The organism is Sporanaerobium hydrogeniformans (assembly GCF_002735925.1).
Lineage (GTDB): Bacteria > Bacillota > Clostridia > Lachnospirales > Cellulosilyticaceae > Sporanaerobium > Sporanaerobium hydrogeniformans.
The window spans coordinates 73,792-90,555 of record NZ_PEDL01000016.1 but is presented as its reverse complement, the minus strand read 5'-3'; the positions used below and the strand labels follow the sequence as shown (position 1 = coordinate 90,555).

Genomic DNA, 16,764 nt, shown 5'->3' with positions numbered 1-16,764 from the left:
CAGTTCGGTCCCTATCCGTCGTGGGCGCAGGAAGTTTGAGAGGAGTTGTCCTTAGTACGAGAGGACCGGGATGAACGGACCACTGGTGCATCTGTTGTCATACCAATGGCATAGCAGAGAAGCCAAGTCTGGAAGGGATAAACGCTGAAGGCATCTAAGCGTGAAGCCCCCCTCAAGATAAGACTTCCCATCCAGAAATGGAGTAAGACCCCTTAGAGACTATGAGGTAGATAGGCTTAGGCTGTAAGTGCAGTAATGCATGTAGGTACTAAGTACTAACGGTTCGAGGGTTTGACCTAACAATAAAAGGTTAAAGGATTGTGTTTAGTTTTGTGAGTATAAAATGTTGACATAGGTCAAACAGAATGTTATACTTCTACAGTGCTCAAATGAGTAGCAAGTATTCCTCGATAGCTCAGCGGCAGAGCATCCGGCTGTTAACCGGAGGGTCGTAGGTTCGAACCCTACTCGGGGAGTTTATTAAGGCCCATTGGTCAAGCGGTTAAGACACCGCCCTTTCACGGCGGTAACAGGAGTTCGATTCTCCTATGGGTCATTATAACTTAATAAAGTAATTATTATAGAATATGCCGACGTGGCTCAATTGGCAGAGCAGCTGACTTGTAATCAGCAGGTTATCGGTTCGAGTCCGATCGTCGGCTTTATATGGACCCTTAGCTCAGTTGGTTAGAGCATCCGGCTCATAACCGGACGGTCCTGGGTTCGAGTCCCCGAGGGTCCACTAAGAATTACTTAATAAGTTATAGATTTTGGCCCAGTGGTACAGTTGGTTAGCACGCCGCCCTGTCACGGCGGAGGTCGAGGGTTCGAGTCCCTTCTGGGTCGCTTAAGTTAAGCAATTAGCTTAAAAGTTTATAAATATGGTCGCTTAGCTCAGCTGGGAGAGCACCTGCCTTACAAGCAGGGGGTCATAGGTTCGAGCCCTATAGCGACCATTATATGCCCGAGTGGCGGAACTGGCAGACGCACAGGACTTAAAATCCTGCGAGCTAACCCCTCGTACCGGTTCGATTCCGGTCTCGGGCATATTTTTATGTTTATAGGTTATACTATTAAAAATGTGCGCATAGCTCAGCTGGATAGAGCGTCTGACTACGGATCAGAAGGCCGAGGGTTCGAATCCTTCTGTGCACGCTTATTCTTTTAAATAACAGAATATATTTTTATTATGTGCGCATAGCTCAGCTGGATAGAGCGTCTGACTACGGATCAGAAGGCCGAGGGTTCGAATCCTTCTGTGCACGTTTTTTGTTGTTTTAAATTAAGATATAGAACATGCCGACGTGGCTCAATGGAGTTATACGAAGACCGTAGTTTGGTCTGAGGGCAGAGGAACTCTGCCAAGTGAGCTGGGTAAGCTAGAATATAGAATATGCCGACGTGGCTCAATTGGCAGAGCAGCTGACTTGTAATCAGCAGGTTATCGGTTCGAGTCCGATCGTCGGCTTCAAAAAAAGCACTTATCCTTTAGATAAGTGCTTTTTAAGTTTGACAACGTATTTATTAGGGTATACTATAAAGACAAAATACCCCTACTGTGAGGAGGGAAGAAATGAATACAGAAAAGAAAAAAGCATTGCAAGCTTTGAAAACAGCAAGGGGCCAAATAGATGGTATTGTTAAAATGATAGAAGGAGAGCGTTATTGCATAGATGTATCTAATCAAATTATTGCTGTTCAGTCTTTATTAAAAAAAGCTAATATTCTTATTTTAGAACAGCATCTTACACACTGTGTAAAAGCAGCATGCCTTGAAGATAAAGGTGAAGAAAAGATTGCTGAAATTATGAAAGTACTAGAAAAAATTATAAGTAAGTAATTATCTATTTCAAGTCTAATAAATTTAAAATACTTTCTAAAGTACTTTACAACTATCATTTTTCTCTATATTATAGTAGTAATAAATATAAGTGAATAACTTTAAAAGGGAGTAGTATAAAATATAGTGTCAACAACGCGATGAATAATCTGGTACTATATGCCATCATCTTAATGGTTACAAGACTTTTTAATGTTCTTTAGAAATTTTTTAAAGAACATTAAAAGTCTTTTGTTTTTTAGTTATTCATAAAGTTTATTTGTTGAATAAATAAAAGGAGGAACTAGTAATGAACAATTATTTTAACTGGGATTATGAGGAGCTTTACAAAGAATTACAAACAAATAAAGAAGGGATAAGTGATTCGCAACGTTCACAAAGATTAATAGATTATGGTAAAAATACACTTATTGAAAATAAAAAAAAATCCATACCTCGTATTTTCTTTGAACAATTTTTAGATGTATTAGTACTTATTCTTATTTTAGCAGCTATTGTTTCCTTTTTTATAGGAAATGGAGAGAGCACTTTAGTTATTTTAGTGGTAATTTTATTAAATGCTTTATTAGGAACGCTTCAGCACTTAAAGGCAAGACAATCTCTAGAAAGCCTTAAGAGGCTATCTGCACCGTATGCTAAAGTTCTAAAGAATGGTGTAGTGACAGAGCTACCTGCTAGTGAGGTAGTAATAGGAGATGTACTCATACTTGAAGCAGGTGATGTTGTAGCAGCAGATGGACGTGTTATAGAAAGCTTTTCATTACAGGTTAATGAGAGTTCTTTAACAGGTGAGTCAGAGAGTGTTACAAAGATAGAACAAGTGCTTGAAGAAAAGAAGTTACCTTTGGGAGATCAAAAAAATATGGTTTTTTCAGGGAGTCTTGTTACTTATGGAAGAGGTAAGGTTATTGTTACAGCAACAGGTATGCAAACAGAATTAGGAAAGATTGCAGACCTTATGAATACTACTCAGGAAAAGAAAACACCTTTACAGGTAAGCTTAGATGATTTTAGTAAGAAGCTAGCTGTTGTGATTTTAATGATTTGTGGTGTTATATTTTTATTAAGTTTATATAGACAAATGCCTCTATTAGATTCACTCATGTTTGCTGTAGCTTTAGCAGTAGCCGCCATTCCAGAGGCATTAAGCTCTATAGTAACTATCGTACTTGCATTAGGTACACAACGTATGGTGAAAGAAAATGCCATTATAAAAGAACTTAAAGCAGTAGAAAGTTTAGGTTCTGTTTCAATTATTTGCTCAGATAAAACAGGAACACTTACTCAAAATAAAATGACAGTTAAAGAAATTTATTGTAACAATAGATTTCAAAAAAGCAAAGAAATGTCTTTTAAAACATCAGTAGAAAATTATTTAATGAAAGCAGCAGTTCTTTGTAATGATTCGCTTACATTAGAGGAAAAACAGATAGGGGATCCTACCGAAATAGCTCTTGTTAATTGGGCTGAAAATTATGGAGTGGATGAAGTAGAATTAAGAAAAGAAATACAAAGAATAGCAGAACTTCCATTTGAATCAGATAGGAAATTAATGACAACCTTACATCAGGTAGAGGATAAAAATATTTTATTTACAAAAGGGGCGCCAGATGTCCTCTTAGAAAGATTAGCTTTTAGCGAAACAGAGGAAGGTATAAAACCTATTAGCAATGAAGAAAAGGAAAGGATAAAAAAGGCGAATGAAGAATTTTCAGCAAGAGGACTACGTGTACTGGGATTTGCCTATAAAGAGAGAAGAGAAAAAGGCGAGTTAAGTTTAGTAGAGGAAAAAGATTATACCTTTTTAGGTTTAATTGCCATGATGGACCCACCTAGAGAAGAATCTAAACAGGCTGTTGAAGACTGCTTAAAAGCAGGTATAAAGCCCATTATGATTACAGGTGACCATAAAGTAACAGCTTCTAGTATTGCCAAGGAACTTGGTATTTTAAAAGAAGGAGATGAAGCGATTGATGGGAGAACACTTAATGAGATGACAGATGAAGAGCTAGATAGTAAACTAGATAAAATTTCTGTATATGCCCGTGTTTCTCCTGAACATAAAATACGTATTGTAAGCAGATGGCAACAAAAGGGACATATAGTAGCTATGACGGGAGATGGGGTTAATGATGCACCAGCTCTTAAGAAAGCAGATATAGGCATTGCTATGGGTATTACAGGTACTCAAGTCTCCAAGGATGCAGCAGCTATCATTTTAACAGATGATAATTTCGCCACGATTATAAAGGCAGTAAGTAACGGAAGAAATGTTTATAGAAATATCCAAAATGCAATTCATTTCCTACTATCAGGTAATACAGCAGGTATACTTACTGTACTTTATACCTCTCTAATGGCTTTACCCATTCCTTTTGCAGCTGTACAGCTTCTTTTTATAAACTTAGTTACAGATAGCCTTCCAGCTATAGCAATAGGGGTAGAAAAAGGAAACCATATGGTTTTAAATACAAAACCAAGAAATGCAAAAGAAAATATCCTTAACAAAAAATTATTAAAGGCTATTTTTATAGAGGGAGGACTTTTTACTATTTGTACACTCCTTGCTTTTTACAGTGGCTTAAAAGCAGGAGGAGCACAAGTAGCAAGTACAATGGCTTTTGCTACACTATGCTTAGCAAGACTTTTTCATGGGTTTAATTGTAGAGGAGAAGAGTCACTGGTCAAATTAGGGTTATTTACCAATGTTTTTTCTATCCTTGCTTTTATTTTAGGAGTAGCGCTTTTAAATGCAGTACTATTTATTCCTGCTTGTCAGCAACTGTTTAACATAAGTCCATTAACTATCGAGCAAATTGCAACCTTTTCTCTATTAGCATTCTTACCTACTTGTATTATTCAACTTATTAAAGGGATAAAAAGTCTTTAAACATCCATTTGTTGAAAGACCAAAGAAGGTGGATCCTCCTTTTAATTTTCCTTAAAAGGAGGGTCTTGAACGTAGGTACCTACCAGTTTTTGGATGCCTCTTGGAATAGCATCTTTTGAGCTTTTCCAAGGGGCATCCTGATTTTGATAGTCGTATTTATCAATAAACCAAGAAAGATCTTCCTCAATACGTTTTAGGTTTTCTTCCATTTTAGCAAACAAAAGAGGGTAAAAACTTTCTTTTTGAGAAGTATTGAGTTTGGTTTCAGATAGAGTCATAAGATCACCAAAGTGAGTTATACAAAAACCTTTTGAATTTGAAAAAAGTTGTTTAAATTCAGGATTATGTGTATAAAGATAAAAAAAGGTGTCCATATAGCGTTTAAAGTTAGTATCTATACGGTTACAGATATAGCAACTCTTATCCTGAGCCTTAATCCAGTGAGGTAAGGCATCTAATGAGGAATCAGTAGATGCTTTAGTTTTTTTAAATTTAGAAAAGAAGCTAGTTTGTGAAGGAGAAAAGCTTTCCATCTTAGCTTTTAATTCTTTTTCAAGTGCTTTATAATGAGTATGGAGCATGAGGGCTGTCCCAAGACGATTGCCATAGTCATACATTTTTTTATAGTGTTCTTTGCAAAAACCCATTTTATCAGTTTGTTCACGAATATCATCTTCCATATAAGCTGACCCCAGTATAAAAGAAATGGCATCTTGCTCTAAATTACGAGTAATATAACAAAAAGGGCATTCATCTTCAGAGTTAAAAGCATCTGTTAAAGGAATCGTATAAATGGTATCTTTCATTTGAAAACCACCTTTATTGTTTTTATATTTATTATAGCATAAGATAGTATATTTCCTATTAAAAATAGGTTTATTAATCCTTATTGTGGAAATAATACTTAAAGTAATGAAAAAAGAGGGTGTGAAGGTATGAAAAATGTCGTAATGCTTCAACACTTAGACCACTTTGCTATTGGGCAGATACTAGAAAGTGGACAAGTATTTCGCTTTGAAAGGGTTTCAGAAAGTAGCTACTTACTTATTGCCAAACAAAGGCTTATTAAAATCATGCAACAACCTCATAGTAGTAGTGTACTTATTCATAATACCACTATCAGTGAAGTAGATGATTTATGGAGTCAGTATTTTGATTTAGATACTAACTATCATAATATAGCTACCGTACTCTCTCACAAGGATGAACACATGAAAAAAGCTGTAGCTTTTGGGCAAGGTATCAGGCTCTTAAGACAAGATCCCTGGGAAATGCTTATTTCCTTTATTATCTCTCAAAATAAAGCCATACCTCACATTAAGGCATGCATTAAAAATTTAACACAACAATTTGGTTTTCCTATAAACGAAGCAGATGGAGAGGGAAATTACTACTTCACCTTTCCAACTCCCAAAGAGTTAGGGAGGGCTACAGAGGAGGAGCTAAGAGCTTGTAAGGTAGGCTTTAGGGCACCTTATATTATGGATGCTTGCCAAAAGGTGTTAAATGGTGAGATTCTACTAAATGATCTCTATTTTCTTTCCATAGAGGAGGCAAGGAAAAAACTTATGATGATTAAAGGAGTGGGACCTAAAGTAGCCGATTGTATTTTACTTTTTGCGTATTCCAAAATGGAATTATTTCCCACAGATGTTTGGATTAAACGGGTAATAGAAGGCCTATACTTTGGAGGGAAGACTATTCCTATAAAAGAAATACAAAAATTTGCAGAGGATTACTTTGGTGATCTAAGAGGTTATGCACAGCAATACCTTTTTTACTATGCAAGAGAAAATGCATTATTTAAACCCGTAAAATAATAAAAATAAAAGAAAAACGATAAAAAGATGATAAATAAAAAGAAAACGCATAAAATAAGCTTTAAATTAATAAAAATTGGATAAAATTACATTTGCATAAATAAAAAATTTGCAATAATATTATAACTATCATTAGCACTCCATAAAGGTGAGTGCTAACAAAATAAAAACTATTAACCATACACAGAGGAGGTCTTTCTTTATGAACTTAAAACCATTAGGTGATCGAGTTGTTATTCAACATCTTGAAGCAGAAGAAAAAACAAAATCAGGTATTATCTTAACAGGTGCCGCAAAAGAAAAACCACAAGAAGCGGTGGTTGTAGCAGTAGGACCTGGTGGCATCGTAGATGGTGAAAAAGTAGAGATGCAAGTTAAAGAAGGCGATAAAGTTATCTATTCTAAATATGCAGGGACAGAAGTAACTATAGATAAAGAAGAATATGTTATCGTTAAACAAAGTGACATTTTAGCAATTGTAGAATAATTATACTTCAATCACATAAGGAGGATATCATAATGGCAAAGCAAATTCGTTTTGGACTTGAGGCAAGACAATCACTTCAATCAGGTGTTGATCAATTAGCAAATGCAGTAAAAGTAACATTAGGACCAAAAGGTCGTAATGTTGTATTAGATAAATCTTATGGCACACCACTTATCACAAACGACGGTGTATCTATTGCAAAAGAAATTGAGTTAGATGATCCATTTGAAAATATTGGTGCACAACTTGTAAAAGAAGTTGCGACAAAAACAAATGACGTAGCAGGGGATGGTACAACAACTGCTACAGTACTTGCACAAGCTATGATTACAGAAGGTCTTAAAAATATTGCAGCTGGTGCAAATCCAATCATTGTTCGTCGTGGTATGCAACAAGCAACAGCTGTAGCTGTAGAATCTATCAAGGCCATGAGCCAAAATGTAAACAGTAAAAACCATATTGCACGTGTTGCAGCTATTTCTGCTGGAGATGATGAAGTAGGTACACTTATTGCAGATGCTATGGAAAAAGTATCAAATGATGGTGTTATTACTGTAGAAGAATCAAAAACAATGACTACAGAGCTTGATGTAGTAGAGGGTATGCAATTTGATCGTGGTTACTTATCAGCTTACATGGTAACTGACACAGAAAAAATGGAAGCTGTATTTGAAAATCCATATATTTTAATTACAGACAAAAAAATTACGAACATTCAAGATATTTTACCAGTACTTGAACAAATTGTTCAAACAGGTTCTCGTCTTCTTATTATTGCAGAAGATGTAGAGGGTGAAGCACTTGCAACCTTAGTAGTAAATAAACTTCGTGGAACCTTTAACTGTGTAGCTGTTAAAGCCCCAGGCTTTGGGGATAGAAGAAAAGAAATGCTTCAAGATATTGCAACACTTACAGGTGGTACAGTAATCTCAGAAGAAGTAGGTTTAGACCTTAAAGAAGCTACAATTGATATGCTTGGTCGTGCAGCTAGTATCAAAGTAAACAAAGAAAACACAGTAATTGTTGATGGTGCTGGTGATAAAGAAGAAATCGCTAATAGGATTTCTCTTATCCGTCATCAAATCGAAGAAACAACTTCTGAATTTGATAAAGAAAAACTTCAAGAAAGACTTGCTAAACTTGCAGGTGGTGTAGCAGTTATTAAAGTTGGTGCAGCTACAGAAACAGAAATGAAAGAAAGAAAGCTTCGTATTGAAGATGCTCTTGCAGCTACACGTGCAGCAGTAGAAGAAGGAATCATCGCAGGTGGTGGTAGCACTTATATTCACGTAGCTAAAGATGTAGAAAAATTATTAGAAACAACAACAGGCGATGAAAGAACAGGTGTACGTATTATTCTTTCTTCCCTTCAATCACCACTTCGTCAAATCGTAGCTAATGCAGGGCTTGAGCCAGCAGTTGTTATTAATAAAGTAGCTGAACTTGAAAAAGGTATGGGCTTTAATGCACTTACAGAGCAATATATAGACATGATCGAAGGCGGTATCATTGACCCAACTAAAGTAACAAGAAGTGCACTTCAAAATGCAACTTCTGTAGCTTCGACTTTCTTAACAACAGAATGTATCGTAGCTGACATTAAGAAAGATGAACCAGCTATGCCAGCAGGTGGAATGGGCGGCATGGGTGGAATGGGAATGATGTAATCCCTTTTTCACTAACTCGAAAAATGAATAATTGATTTTAATTATTAAAAGAGCTACTCTACTCAGAAATGTGTAGGTAGCTTTTTTAGTATCTAAAATTTTTATGAGATAAGAACAAATGTTTTTTGAAATTTTATATATCCTACATATTTTTAGAGTAAAATTTTAGAAAAGTCCCATAACCCCACAACTTAGTACTACAAAGGCAAAAACAATGCGGTAAACAGCAAAGACAGACATTGATTTTTTCTTTAAAAAAGTAATAAAAGAATCAATAACAAGAAGTGCCACAATAAAAGAAACTGTAAAACCAACTCCTAAAGAGAGCCATTCTAAAGAAGAGAGTTTACCTTGCATTTCAAAAATATTAAGCAAGGTTTCACCACACATAACAGGGATTGCTAAAAAGAAAGAGTACTCTGCAGTTGCTAGGGTAGAAAAGCCAGCAAGCCATCCCCCTATAATAGTAGAAGCGGAGCGGGACATACCAGGAATGATAGCAAGTACTTGAAAGAGTCCTACAACCAGTGCTTGCCAAGGATGAATAGGTGTACGTTCAAGAGTAAGCTCTTGCTTAACTGGAAGTTTAGCTTCTGCTAACAACATCAAAAACCCTCCTACAAATAAAGCTATTGCCACAGTGAGAGGATTAAAGAAATTTTCTTTAATAGTAGCATTAAAAAGGAGAACAACAACACTACCAGGTAGACAAGAAATAACAATCATAAGCCAAAAGTAGAGACATGATTCTGAAAAAGAAATTTTAGAACTGGGGAAAAGATAAATAACAGTCTGCATAATCTTTTTACGATAAAGAACAACAACTGCTAAAATAGCACCCAATTGAATAACCATATTAAACATATCTACATAAGCTTTATCGGCATTTTTATAAAAACCAAGTAAGTTGGAAAAAATAATAAGGTGACCGGTAGAAGAAATGGGTAAAAATTCTGTAATACCCTCCACAATTCCTAAAAGTGCTGCTTTAAAAATAAATACTAAATCCACTGTATTATACCCCCTTGAGTGTAAAAATAGTACAAACCATATTAATATATAGAATATTTTTAAAAAATAAAAATATCACTAAAAATAAAATAAAAGATGATATATATTGAAAAATCATTTGTTTTATAGTAAGTTAATATAGTAATAACAGATAGAATAGAAGGGATAACCCTTTGGAATATACGTAAAGAGAGGACAGGCATTATGGCTGAAATATTTAAAGAATATCTTATTAAGCAAAAGAAATCTTCTAAAGATGTACTGATGCAAACACTGATTATGGGAGCAGCAGCAGTACTTATTATAATAGCCTTTTTATTAGGTGGTGCATTTTTAGGACCTGTTATTATTTTGATAGTACTTTTTGGAGCAGGAACTTTGTTTATTAAATTTAATAGAGAATATGAATACATTCTTACGAATAATGAGTTGGACATTGATGTAATTTACAATAAATCCAAACGTAAAAGAGTAACCACTATAGACATGAAAAAAATCGAAGCAATGGTTAGCATTAAAGATACGAATAATCAAGGTAAAATAGAACGTTTTAATAAACTTATTAATGCAAGCGATAATAATGATGGAGCGGATACCTATGCCATTATTAGTTCCCAAGATAATACCCTTTGTAAAATTCTTATTACACCTAATGCGTCTTTTTTAAATGAACTTTATAAACAAGCACCTCATAAAGTCATTAAGAAAATATAAAGTTCAGAGTACACAAAGAACCTATGGAAAACACTTTTCCATAGGTTCTTTTTTGGTGTACCTCTATATCATTATTAAAATGCTATTATTTAAAAAAAATAATGGTATATTATAAAAAAAAATATTGACCAGTAGTCATTTTTTGACTATAATCATTAATGACCATTGGTCAATATTAAAAATAACAACCATATAAAGGTATATGAATGAATAAAGGAGGAGAGATAGAAATGGATAGGAAAAGAAGGACAGTAACGTTAGTAGTTATATTCATATTGGCATTTAACCTTAATACTTATGCAGGCAATACAGAGAGATTAAATGAAAATAGCACTACTACAAATAAGGACAATGAGCTTAGTTTAACGCTAGAGCAAGCTATAGAAAAAGGACTGGAAAATAATCCATTTATACATAAGGTTAAAAACGCTGCAGAGTTAGCAGCACTTATTAGTCAGAATGCAGAAGGTAGTAAGAATGCTATTTATAATGGAGCTAATGAATTATCTAATGCTCAAAGTGATTTAAGTAATGGTAGAGCAACAATCTATGATTCATTAGACCAACTAGAATCAGCTCAGGCTGCCCTTGATAATGGGATCGCTCCCCAGGATATCCCTATTCCAAATCCTGCTACAGGAGAGATTCTATTAACTATACCCAAAGGGCAAAATATAGAAAGCTTTTTAGAAGCTTATGGATTAGAAGGAAATACTGGGGCGGTTATCGAACAGGTTCAAAGAACCCTAGATGCCAGTAAATCTCAAATCAATGGCGCATTAGAAACACTAGATGAGAGTACACAAAAATATATCTCTAGTAAATCAAAGTATGATTTAGCGGTACAATTTGCGATGACTGGTGTTGCTAATAAGCTTTCTACTAGTACCATTTCCTCTCTAGAGCCAAGACCTCTTGCTGACTTAATGGTAGAGATGACAAAGGTACAAGATAGGATTACTAGCTACTCTGTTAATATTTATAAAAATCAAATAGCCTTAAAGATACAAAATAGCTACTACGAAGCACTTAAACAAGAAAAGCTCTTAGAAGTAAAAAGTAAGGCTATGGAAAGAGGGAAATTGCAATACGATTATGCAAGTTATGCTTATGAAGTAGGCGCTAAATCAAAAGATGATGAGATACTTGCAAAAACTTATTATGATGGCACATGCATCGCTTATGATCTCCAAGAAAAAGAGTATAAAAATGCTTTAACTACCTTAAAGAAAGACTTAAACATGGCATTAGATACCCCTATAAAGCTTGTAGAAAGCGATGAAGAGAAAACTACTACCCATCTAACACTTACACAAGGTATTAATAGTGGACTTCGTACAAGGCTTGAAATAAAGATGGCACAGGCACAAGTAGAACTCTATAAAGACTTAAGAGCAGCAGTAGAAAGTTCGGGTTATAAAACAAGTGATAATCAGTATAAAGAAGTAGAATTACTCCTTAAAAAAGCTGAGATTGAGTTAGAAAACACAAAACTGGAAGTAGAAAGTGGTATACGAATGTCCTATGAGACAGTTAGTACAATGGAAAAGGTTGCACAAACAGCAAAAAATCTAAAAATTCAGGCAGAAGAAAATGTTGAAATAGCAAAGCTTAAATATGAAGTGGGCTTTGGAGCTAGCAATGCTTTACTTAAAAGTTTAAATCTTGAAGACCTCTCAGGAACCATGGTAGAAGTGATAGCAGCAGAAGAAAACCTTGCATCAATGGAAGAAAAAATAATTGAAACCACCAATGGTTATAAGCTTGCAAATGTTAAATATTTAAATGATATAGGTATATTACCTTATAAATAAAGGAGAGAGCATCATGAAGGAGAAAATAAAAAACTTATTTGATAAAGAAAGAATAGGCTATACTGCTGGTATATTTGTTCTTATTATAGCTATTGTTTTATTTATTAGTTTTGAGACTTTGGGTTTAGAAACAGATAAAAAAACACAAACATTTCATGTAGATAAATTATTTGATATTTCTAAAGGACTTGTAGGTCAAGGTGTTATAGAAACAAAAGAAGTCAATATTAATGCCAAAGTACCTGGAAGAGTTATAAAAATATATGTTGAAGAAGGGCAAAAAGTAAAAGCAGGAGATCCACTTTTTGAAATTTCAAGTGAAGAGTTAAAAGCCAAAAAAGCGCAAGCAGAAGCCGCTGTTGTTCAGGCGGAGGCTGCCCTTAAAGCCGCTAAAGAGCAGTATACTCAAGCAGAAGCAGGGGTTAAAGCTTCTAATGGCCTTGTAGAGCAAGCAAAAGCAGGCGTTACAGCTGCTAAAGGTAAAATGAATGAGGCTAAGGCTGGGGTAAAAGCTGCCGAAAAGCAAGAAGAAGCAGCTACAGCAATCAAAGAAAAAGCAGATAAAGGAGCAAGAGAACAAGAAATTGCCCAGGCACAGGTTGCTTATAATATTATGAAAGCTTCCTATGATAGGATTGTCCTATTAGAAGAAAAGGGAGCAGTATCTAAGCAAAAACTAGAAGAAGTAAAAGCACAGCTCGATGTAGCAGAGCAAACCCTAAGTATGGCTAAAGAAGGTGCAAGGGTAGAGGATAAAAAAGCGGCAACGGCTACAAGCCAGCAAGCACAGGCAGGTGTAGAAGCAAGTAAGACACGAGTAGAACAAGCAGAAGCCGGTGAGCGTGCAGCGGAGGCACAACTAACACAAGCGATAGCAGGTGTGCAGTCCTCAAATGCCTTGCTTTATCAAGCAAAAGCTGGAGTTGAAGCCAAGGAAGGTTTAGTAGCCCAGGCAAAAGGAGCTCTCGCAGAAGTAGAAGCTTACTTAGATGAGGTCATTATCAAAGCACCTATGGATGGTACGGTAACCGCTGTCCATTCAGAAGAAGGCGAGCTTGTTTCTACAGGTACCCAAATGGGTGTAGTTAGCAATTTACAAGGGGCATGGGCAGAAATTAATGTTAAAGAAACAGATTTAGGCAAAATAGTGGAACATCAAAAAGTAAGTGTAAAAGTACCTGCCTATCCTGATAAAACCTTTACAGGGGAAGTAGTAACTATTAATGAGTCACCTAGTTTTGCTGTTAAAAGAGCCACCAATGATAATGGAGACTTTGATATCGTCTCTTTTGGGGTAAAAGTAAAGCTAGATAATGATGAAGGGATATTACGACCAGGAATGAGTGCTTTCATTCAATTTGTAAACAATTAAAATGAGGTGGATCAATATTTAGGGAGGTAGTGACGCTATGTTTGAAAGCCTAATGGAGGAAGTACAAAAACTAAAAACAGATAAAATGATTATCCTTATAGGCTTAATCATCCCTGTTCTAGTCAATCTCATGATTGGCTGGGAGCTCTCAAAAGGTGTAATAGACCATATTCCCATGGCTATTGTGGATTATGATAACTCCAAACTGAGTAGAGAAGTTATAGGGTACTTCTCAGACAATAATACTTTTACACTTGCCTATAGGGTAGAGGATGAAAATAAGCTTCAAAGCTTACTCGATACAAGTAAGGTAAAGGTGGGGATGATTATCCCTAAAAACTTTTCCGAAGACGTAATAGGCCTAAGATCACCTTCTATATTAATGCTTTATGATGGGAGTCATATGAGTATTACAAGTGTAGCTAAAGCAAAGGCAAGTGAAATTCTTTTGTCTATAAGAGTAGGCGCTTCTATCAAACAGCTGGAAGGAAGACTCAATATGAATGAGGAAGAAGCCTATCATACTGCAATGCCTATAAACTTTGAAAATAGAACGCTTTATAACCCTAGTAAGAATTTTAATTATTTTATGACACCTGGTTATGGGACGATTATTTGTCAAACGGGTATAGGTTTAACAGCTGTACTTTGTATAGATTTTATAAGACAAGGTAAAAAGAGGAAAAGTAATCTAGGTTATACTTTAGGAAAAACACTTTTTTATGGCTTATTAGGAAGTATTTCTTTTATTATGAATGTACTTGTTCAAATCTATTTATTTAAGTTGCCGTTTAGAGGTTCTTTAGGGGTAGCGATGCTTCTTAGTATAATGTTAGCTTTTGCTATAGCATCAATGTCTATTGCTGTTTCAACATGGATTTCAAATAGAGTCATAGCCATTGTAGTTATCGGCCTTTTATTAATCCCTAATTCTATTATGGCAGGTTATACATGGCCAGTTATATCGATGCTTCCTTTCTACCAAAAAGTCTCCCATATCATTCCTTTTTACCATTATGGTGATAACATAAGAAATTTATTTTTAAAAGGAGAGTTAGAGAACTTAGGAGGAGATATCTATTATTTACTCTTCTTTATAATAAGTATGCTTGTAATCGCTTTAATGGGTAATTATAAGTATTATCTAAGTAAAGTAAAGGGAGGAGTAGAAAATGACATTGCTTCTTAAAAGTATGAGAGAAGAAATAGAATTTATTTTTAAAAAAGTCAGTTTAATGATTTTGTTTTTTATCGGAATGCCAGTCTTAACTTTATGGTTTGCAGGAGCTTATGCTCATGAATATGTAAATGATATTCCTATAGCTGTGTTAGATGAGGATAATAGTAGTTTAAGTAGGCAAATTGCAAAGTACTTTGATGATAATGAGCGTTTTAAAATAGAATACTATGCTAGTAATCGAGAAGAGTTAGAAAGACTTATTCACCTCAAAAAAGCTAATATGGGTGTCTATCTACCACCTCATCTTAGCGAAAAGGTTTTAAGAGGTGAGGGGTCACAGGTACTCATTCTTACAGATGGAGCCAATGTAGTTATTGGTAACAATGCCTATGCAGGAGCGGCAGAGATTATTCAAACTGTGGCAGCAGGTACAGAGATTAAAATGATTGAAGCAAAGGGTTCTCTCCCAAATAAGACAGCTACGTCAATGACACTTCCCTTTACATTTACAGATAGGATGCTTTATGATTCTAAGCTTACCTATATGAATTATCTTATTTATGGTTTTATGACAGTGTTTTTTCAGCAGCTTATGTTATCAGGCCTAGCTACCCTTATTTTTCGAAATCCAAAGCAAACAGCAGGAGATCATCCTTTTACGAGATTAATGGCAAAAGTCATTGTGGCAGCTGCCCTTTTAATGCTGACAGGAAGCCTTGCTATTTATATGATTAATAGAAAATATGGTGTAATATTCGCAGGAGATATTAAATTAGCCCTACTAATGAGTAGCCTCTTTGCAGTAGCTATAAGCGCTGTAGCCATCCTCCTATGTGCGCTTACTAAGGATAAAATTAAATTTTCTCAAGTGTCCTATATGCTTTCCTTACCTACATTTTTAGCTTGTGGTTATGTTTGGCCAGTTGAACAAATGCCTAGCCTTTTAGTAAAAATCGTAAAGCTTATTTGGCCTTTAATATACTTCTCAAGGCCTTTTGATGAAATCATGGTTAAAGGTTTAGCTTTTGAGGCGATTAGACAAAATGCTATAAGTTTAGTATTATATAGTATAGTATTTATGCCTTTAACTTTATGGGTATTTAAAAAGCGATTTACAACAGATGAAATCACAAAATGTAATGAAGACACTTCTATTTTGATAAGGGGAGAGGTTAATTTATAAAAAGGGATGGATGGCATATGAGTAAAATAAAGGAGAAGCAAAGAGAAAAAGAACAAAAGCTTTTAGATACAGCTTTTGACTTATTTATATCAAAAGGTATTCATGAAACGACTATACAGGATATTGTAAAAGATGCAGGTGTAGCAAAAGGAACCTTTTATCTGTATTTTAGAGATAAGTATGATATAATGAATGTTCTTACCTTAAGAAAAACAGTAACGTTATTTGAAGAGGCTATAAAATCTAGTCATAAGATTAATTATAAAAACTTTACAGAGCAATTTTTATTTATTATTGATTATATTATTAATGCACTTAGCGAAGATAAGAAGCTTCTAAAGTTTATTTATAAAAACCTATCAGTGGGGATTTACAATACCCATTTTCAAACAGAATTAAAAGACAATTTTCAAACCAATGCCTCTAAACTACTTTTTGAAATGTTTAAAAAAAGAGCTGATGAGGATGAACTCAATCTTCCAAACCCGCAAATCACTTTTTTTATGATTATAGAACTGGTAGGCTCAACCTGTTATACTTCTATTTTATTTAATAGCCCAGTACCGATAGAGGAATATAAGCCTTATCTCTATCAAACAATAGAAAAAATATTAAGACCTTAATGAGCAACATTGGGATAGGACTTGCACCCGTATAAAAGTATAAAAATGAATAAAAAGGATAAAATGGAGTTAATGTAAAACTTATATTTTTTTCTAATAGATTAACCTGAGAAGAAAAATACAAGTTTTGTATTAACTCTCTATTTTTTACAATATTTGAGAG

General features: G+C 34.8%; 13 protein-coding genes, 10 tRNA genes and 1 rRNA gene. 22 read left to right on the top strand and 2 right to left on the bottom strand.

Annotation, left to right across the window (positions count from 1 at the left end; all coding sequences use genetic code 11):
* The 13 genes from CS063_RS13405 to CS063_RS13345 all read left to right on the top strand — a co-directional run.
* Window positions 1–299: ribosomal RNA gene (locus tag CS063_RS13405) — 23S ribosomal RNA — on the top strand; the annotation flags it as partial.
* Window positions 300–404: 105 nt separating this feature from the next.
* Window positions 405–476 (top strand) — tRNA-Asn (locus tag CS063_RS13400).
* Between the two features lie 8 nt (window positions 477–484).
* Window positions 485–556, top strand: a tRNA-Glu gene (locus CS063_RS13395).
* A gap of 33 nt (window positions 557–589) precedes the next feature.
* Window positions 590–662 (top strand) — tRNA-Thr (locus CS063_RS13390).
* Window positions 663–668: 6 nt separating this feature from the next.
* Window positions 669–742 (top strand) — tRNA-Ile (locus CS063_RS13385).
* Window positions 743–772: 30 nt separating this feature from the next.
* Window positions 773–846, top strand: a tRNA-Asp gene (locus CS063_RS13380).
* A gap of 37 nt (window positions 847–883) precedes the next feature.
* A tRNA-Val gene (locus CS063_RS13375) sits at window positions 884–956 on the top strand.
* A 6-nt stretch (window positions 957–962) separates the two neighbouring features.
* Window positions 963–1,047: transfer RNA gene (locus CS063_RS13370), tRNA-Leu, on the top strand.
* A gap of 34 nt (window positions 1,048–1,081) precedes the next feature.
* Window positions 1,082–1,155, top strand: a tRNA-Arg gene (locus CS063_RS13365).
* Window positions 1,156–1,191: 36 nt separating this feature from the next.
* Window positions 1,192–1,265: transfer RNA gene (locus tag CS063_RS13360), tRNA-Arg, on the top strand.
* 130 nt (window positions 1,266–1,395) lie between these two features.
* Window positions 1,396–1,468 (top strand) — tRNA-Thr (locus CS063_RS13355).
* Window positions 1,469–1,573: 105 nt separating this feature from the next.
* Window positions 1,574–1,840, top strand: a complete 267-nt coding sequence (locus CS063_RS13350; protein WP_099450205.1) for a metal-sensing transcriptional repressor — start codon at window positions 1,574–1,576, stop codon at window positions 1,838–1,840.
* A 289-nt stretch (window positions 1,841–2,129) separates the two neighbouring features.
* Window positions 2,130–4,730 carry a calcium-translocating P-type ATPase, PMCA-type gene (locus CS063_RS13345; RefSeq protein ID WP_099450204.1) on the top strand — a complete coding sequence of 867 codons (2,601 nt, stop codon included), beginning with the start codon at window positions 2,130–2,132 and terminating at the stop codon, window positions 4,728–4,730.
* A 41-nt stretch (window positions 4,731–4,771) separates the two neighbouring features.
* On the opposite strand, the gene CS063_RS13340 is transcribed toward CS063_RS13345, so the two are convergent.
* A complete protein-coding gene (locus CS063_RS13340) occupies window positions 4,772–5,536 on the bottom strand; it encodes a DUF6062 family protein (protein WP_099450203.1) in 765 nt (254 codons plus the stop codon).
* A 129-nt stretch (window positions 5,537–5,665) separates the two neighbouring features.
* Between CS063_RS13340 and CS063_RS13335 the strand changes: the two genes are divergently transcribed.
* From CS063_RS13335 to groL, 3 genes are all read left to right on the top strand, one after another.
* Entirely contained in the window at window positions 5,666–6,550 is an 885-nt protein-coding gene (locus CS063_RS13335) for a DNA-3-methyladenine glycosylase family protein (RefSeq protein WP_099450202.1), read from the top strand.
* A 202-nt stretch (window positions 6,551–6,752) separates the two neighbouring features.
* On the top strand, window positions 6,753–7,037 hold the full coding sequence (gene groES / locus CS063_RS13330; protein ID WP_099450201.1) for a co-chaperone GroES: 285 nt from the start codon (window positions 6,753–6,755) through the stop codon (window positions 7,035–7,037).
* Window positions 7,038–7,069: 32 nt separating this feature from the next.
* A complete protein-coding gene (gene groL / locus CS063_RS13325; protein ID WP_099450200.1) occupies window positions 7,070–8,704 on the top strand; it encodes a chaperonin GroEL in 1,635 nt (544 codons plus the stop codon).
* A 165-nt stretch (window positions 8,705–8,869) separates the two neighbouring features.
* On the opposite strand, the gene CS063_RS13320 is transcribed toward groL, so the two are convergent.
* Entirely contained in the window at window positions 8,870–9,715 is an 846-nt protein-coding gene (locus tag CS063_RS13320; protein WP_099450199.1) for an undecaprenyl-diphosphate phosphatase, read from the bottom strand.
* A 204-nt stretch (window positions 9,716–9,919) separates the two neighbouring features.
* Between CS063_RS13320 and CS063_RS13315 the strand changes: the two genes are divergently transcribed.
* From CS063_RS13315 to CS063_RS13290, 6 genes are all read left to right on the top strand, one after another.
* Entirely contained in the window at window positions 9,920–10,429 is a 510-nt protein-coding gene (locus tag CS063_RS13315) for a DUF6106 family protein (RefSeq protein WP_099450198.1), read from the top strand.
* 230 nt (window positions 10,430–10,659) lie between these two features.
* On the top strand, window positions 10,660–12,243 hold the full coding sequence (locus CS063_RS13310; protein ID WP_099450197.1) for a TolC family protein: 1,584 nt from the start codon (window positions 10,660–10,662) through the stop codon (window positions 12,241–12,243).
* A gap of 13 nt (window positions 12,244–12,256) precedes the next feature.
* The gene (locus CS063_RS13305; RefSeq protein ID WP_099450196.1) at window positions 12,257–13,615 is read left to right on the top strand and encodes an HlyD family secretion protein; all 1,359 of its coding nucleotides are present in this window, start codon (window positions 12,257–12,259) and stop codon (window positions 13,613–13,615) included.
* Between the two features lie 37 nt (window positions 13,616–13,652).
* Window positions 13,653–14,804, top strand: coding sequence for an ABC transporter permease (locus tag CS063_RS13300; protein WP_099450195.1), 1,152 nt, complete (start codon window positions 13,653–13,655; stop codon window positions 14,802–14,804).
* The gene (locus CS063_RS13295; RefSeq protein WP_099450194.1) at window positions 14,788–15,978 is read left to right on the top strand and encodes an ABC transporter permease; all 1,191 of its coding nucleotides are present in this window, start codon (window positions 14,788–14,790) and stop codon (window positions 15,976–15,978) included. The genes CS063_RS13300 and CS063_RS13295 overlap by 17 nt, the downstream gene beginning before the upstream one ends.
* Window positions 15,979–15,995: 17 nt before the next feature.
* Entirely contained in the window at window positions 15,996–16,601 is a 606-nt protein-coding gene (locus tag CS063_RS13290) for a TetR/AcrR family transcriptional regulator (RefSeq protein WP_099450193.1), read from the top strand.
* The last annotated feature ends 163 nt before the right edge of the window (window positions 16,602–16,764 follow it).

Coding starts and splice junctions, on each gene's coding strand:
- CS063_RS13350 (WP_099450205.1), top strand. CDS start 1,574: ATGAATACAGAAAAGAAAAAAGCATTGCAAGCTTTGAAAACAGCAAGG.
- CS063_RS13345 (WP_099450204.1), top strand. CDS start 2,130: ATGAACAATTATTTTAACTGGGATTATGAGGAGCTTTACAAAGAATTA.
- CS063_RS13340 (WP_099450203.1), bottom strand. CDS start 5,536: ATGAAAGATACCATTTATACGATTCCTTTAACAGATGCTTTTAACTCT.
- CS063_RS13335 (WP_099450202.1), top strand. CDS start 5,666: ATGAAAAATGTCGTAATGCTTCAACACTTAGACCACTTTGCTATTGGG.
- groES (WP_099450201.1), top strand. CDS start 6,753: ATGAACTTAAAACCATTAGGTGATCGAGTTGTTATTCAACATCTTGAA.
- groL (WP_099450200.1), top strand. CDS start 7,070: ATGGCAAAGCAAATTCGTTTTGGACTTGAGGCAAGACAATCACTTCAA.
- CS063_RS13315 (WP_099450198.1), top strand. CDS start 9,920: ATGGCTGAAATATTTAAAGAATATCTTATTAAGCAAAAGAAATCTTCT.
- CS063_RS13310 (WP_099450197.1), top strand. CDS start 10,660: ATGGATAGGAAAAGAAGGACAGTAACGTTAGTAGTTATATTCATATTG.
- CS063_RS13305 (WP_099450196.1), top strand. CDS start 12,257: ATGAAGGAGAAAATAAAAAACTTATTTGATAAAGAAAGAATAGGCTAT.
- CS063_RS13300 (WP_099450195.1), top strand. CDS start 13,653: ATGTTTGAAAGCCTAATGGAGGAAGTACAAAAACTAAAAACAGATAAA.
- CS063_RS13295 (WP_099450194.1), top strand. CDS start 14,788: ATGACATTGCTTCTTAAAAGTATGAGAGAAGAAATAGAATTTATTTTT.
- CS063_RS13290 (WP_099450193.1), top strand. CDS start 15,996: ATGAGTAAAATAAAGGAGAAGCAAAGAGAAAAAGAACAAAAGCTTTTA.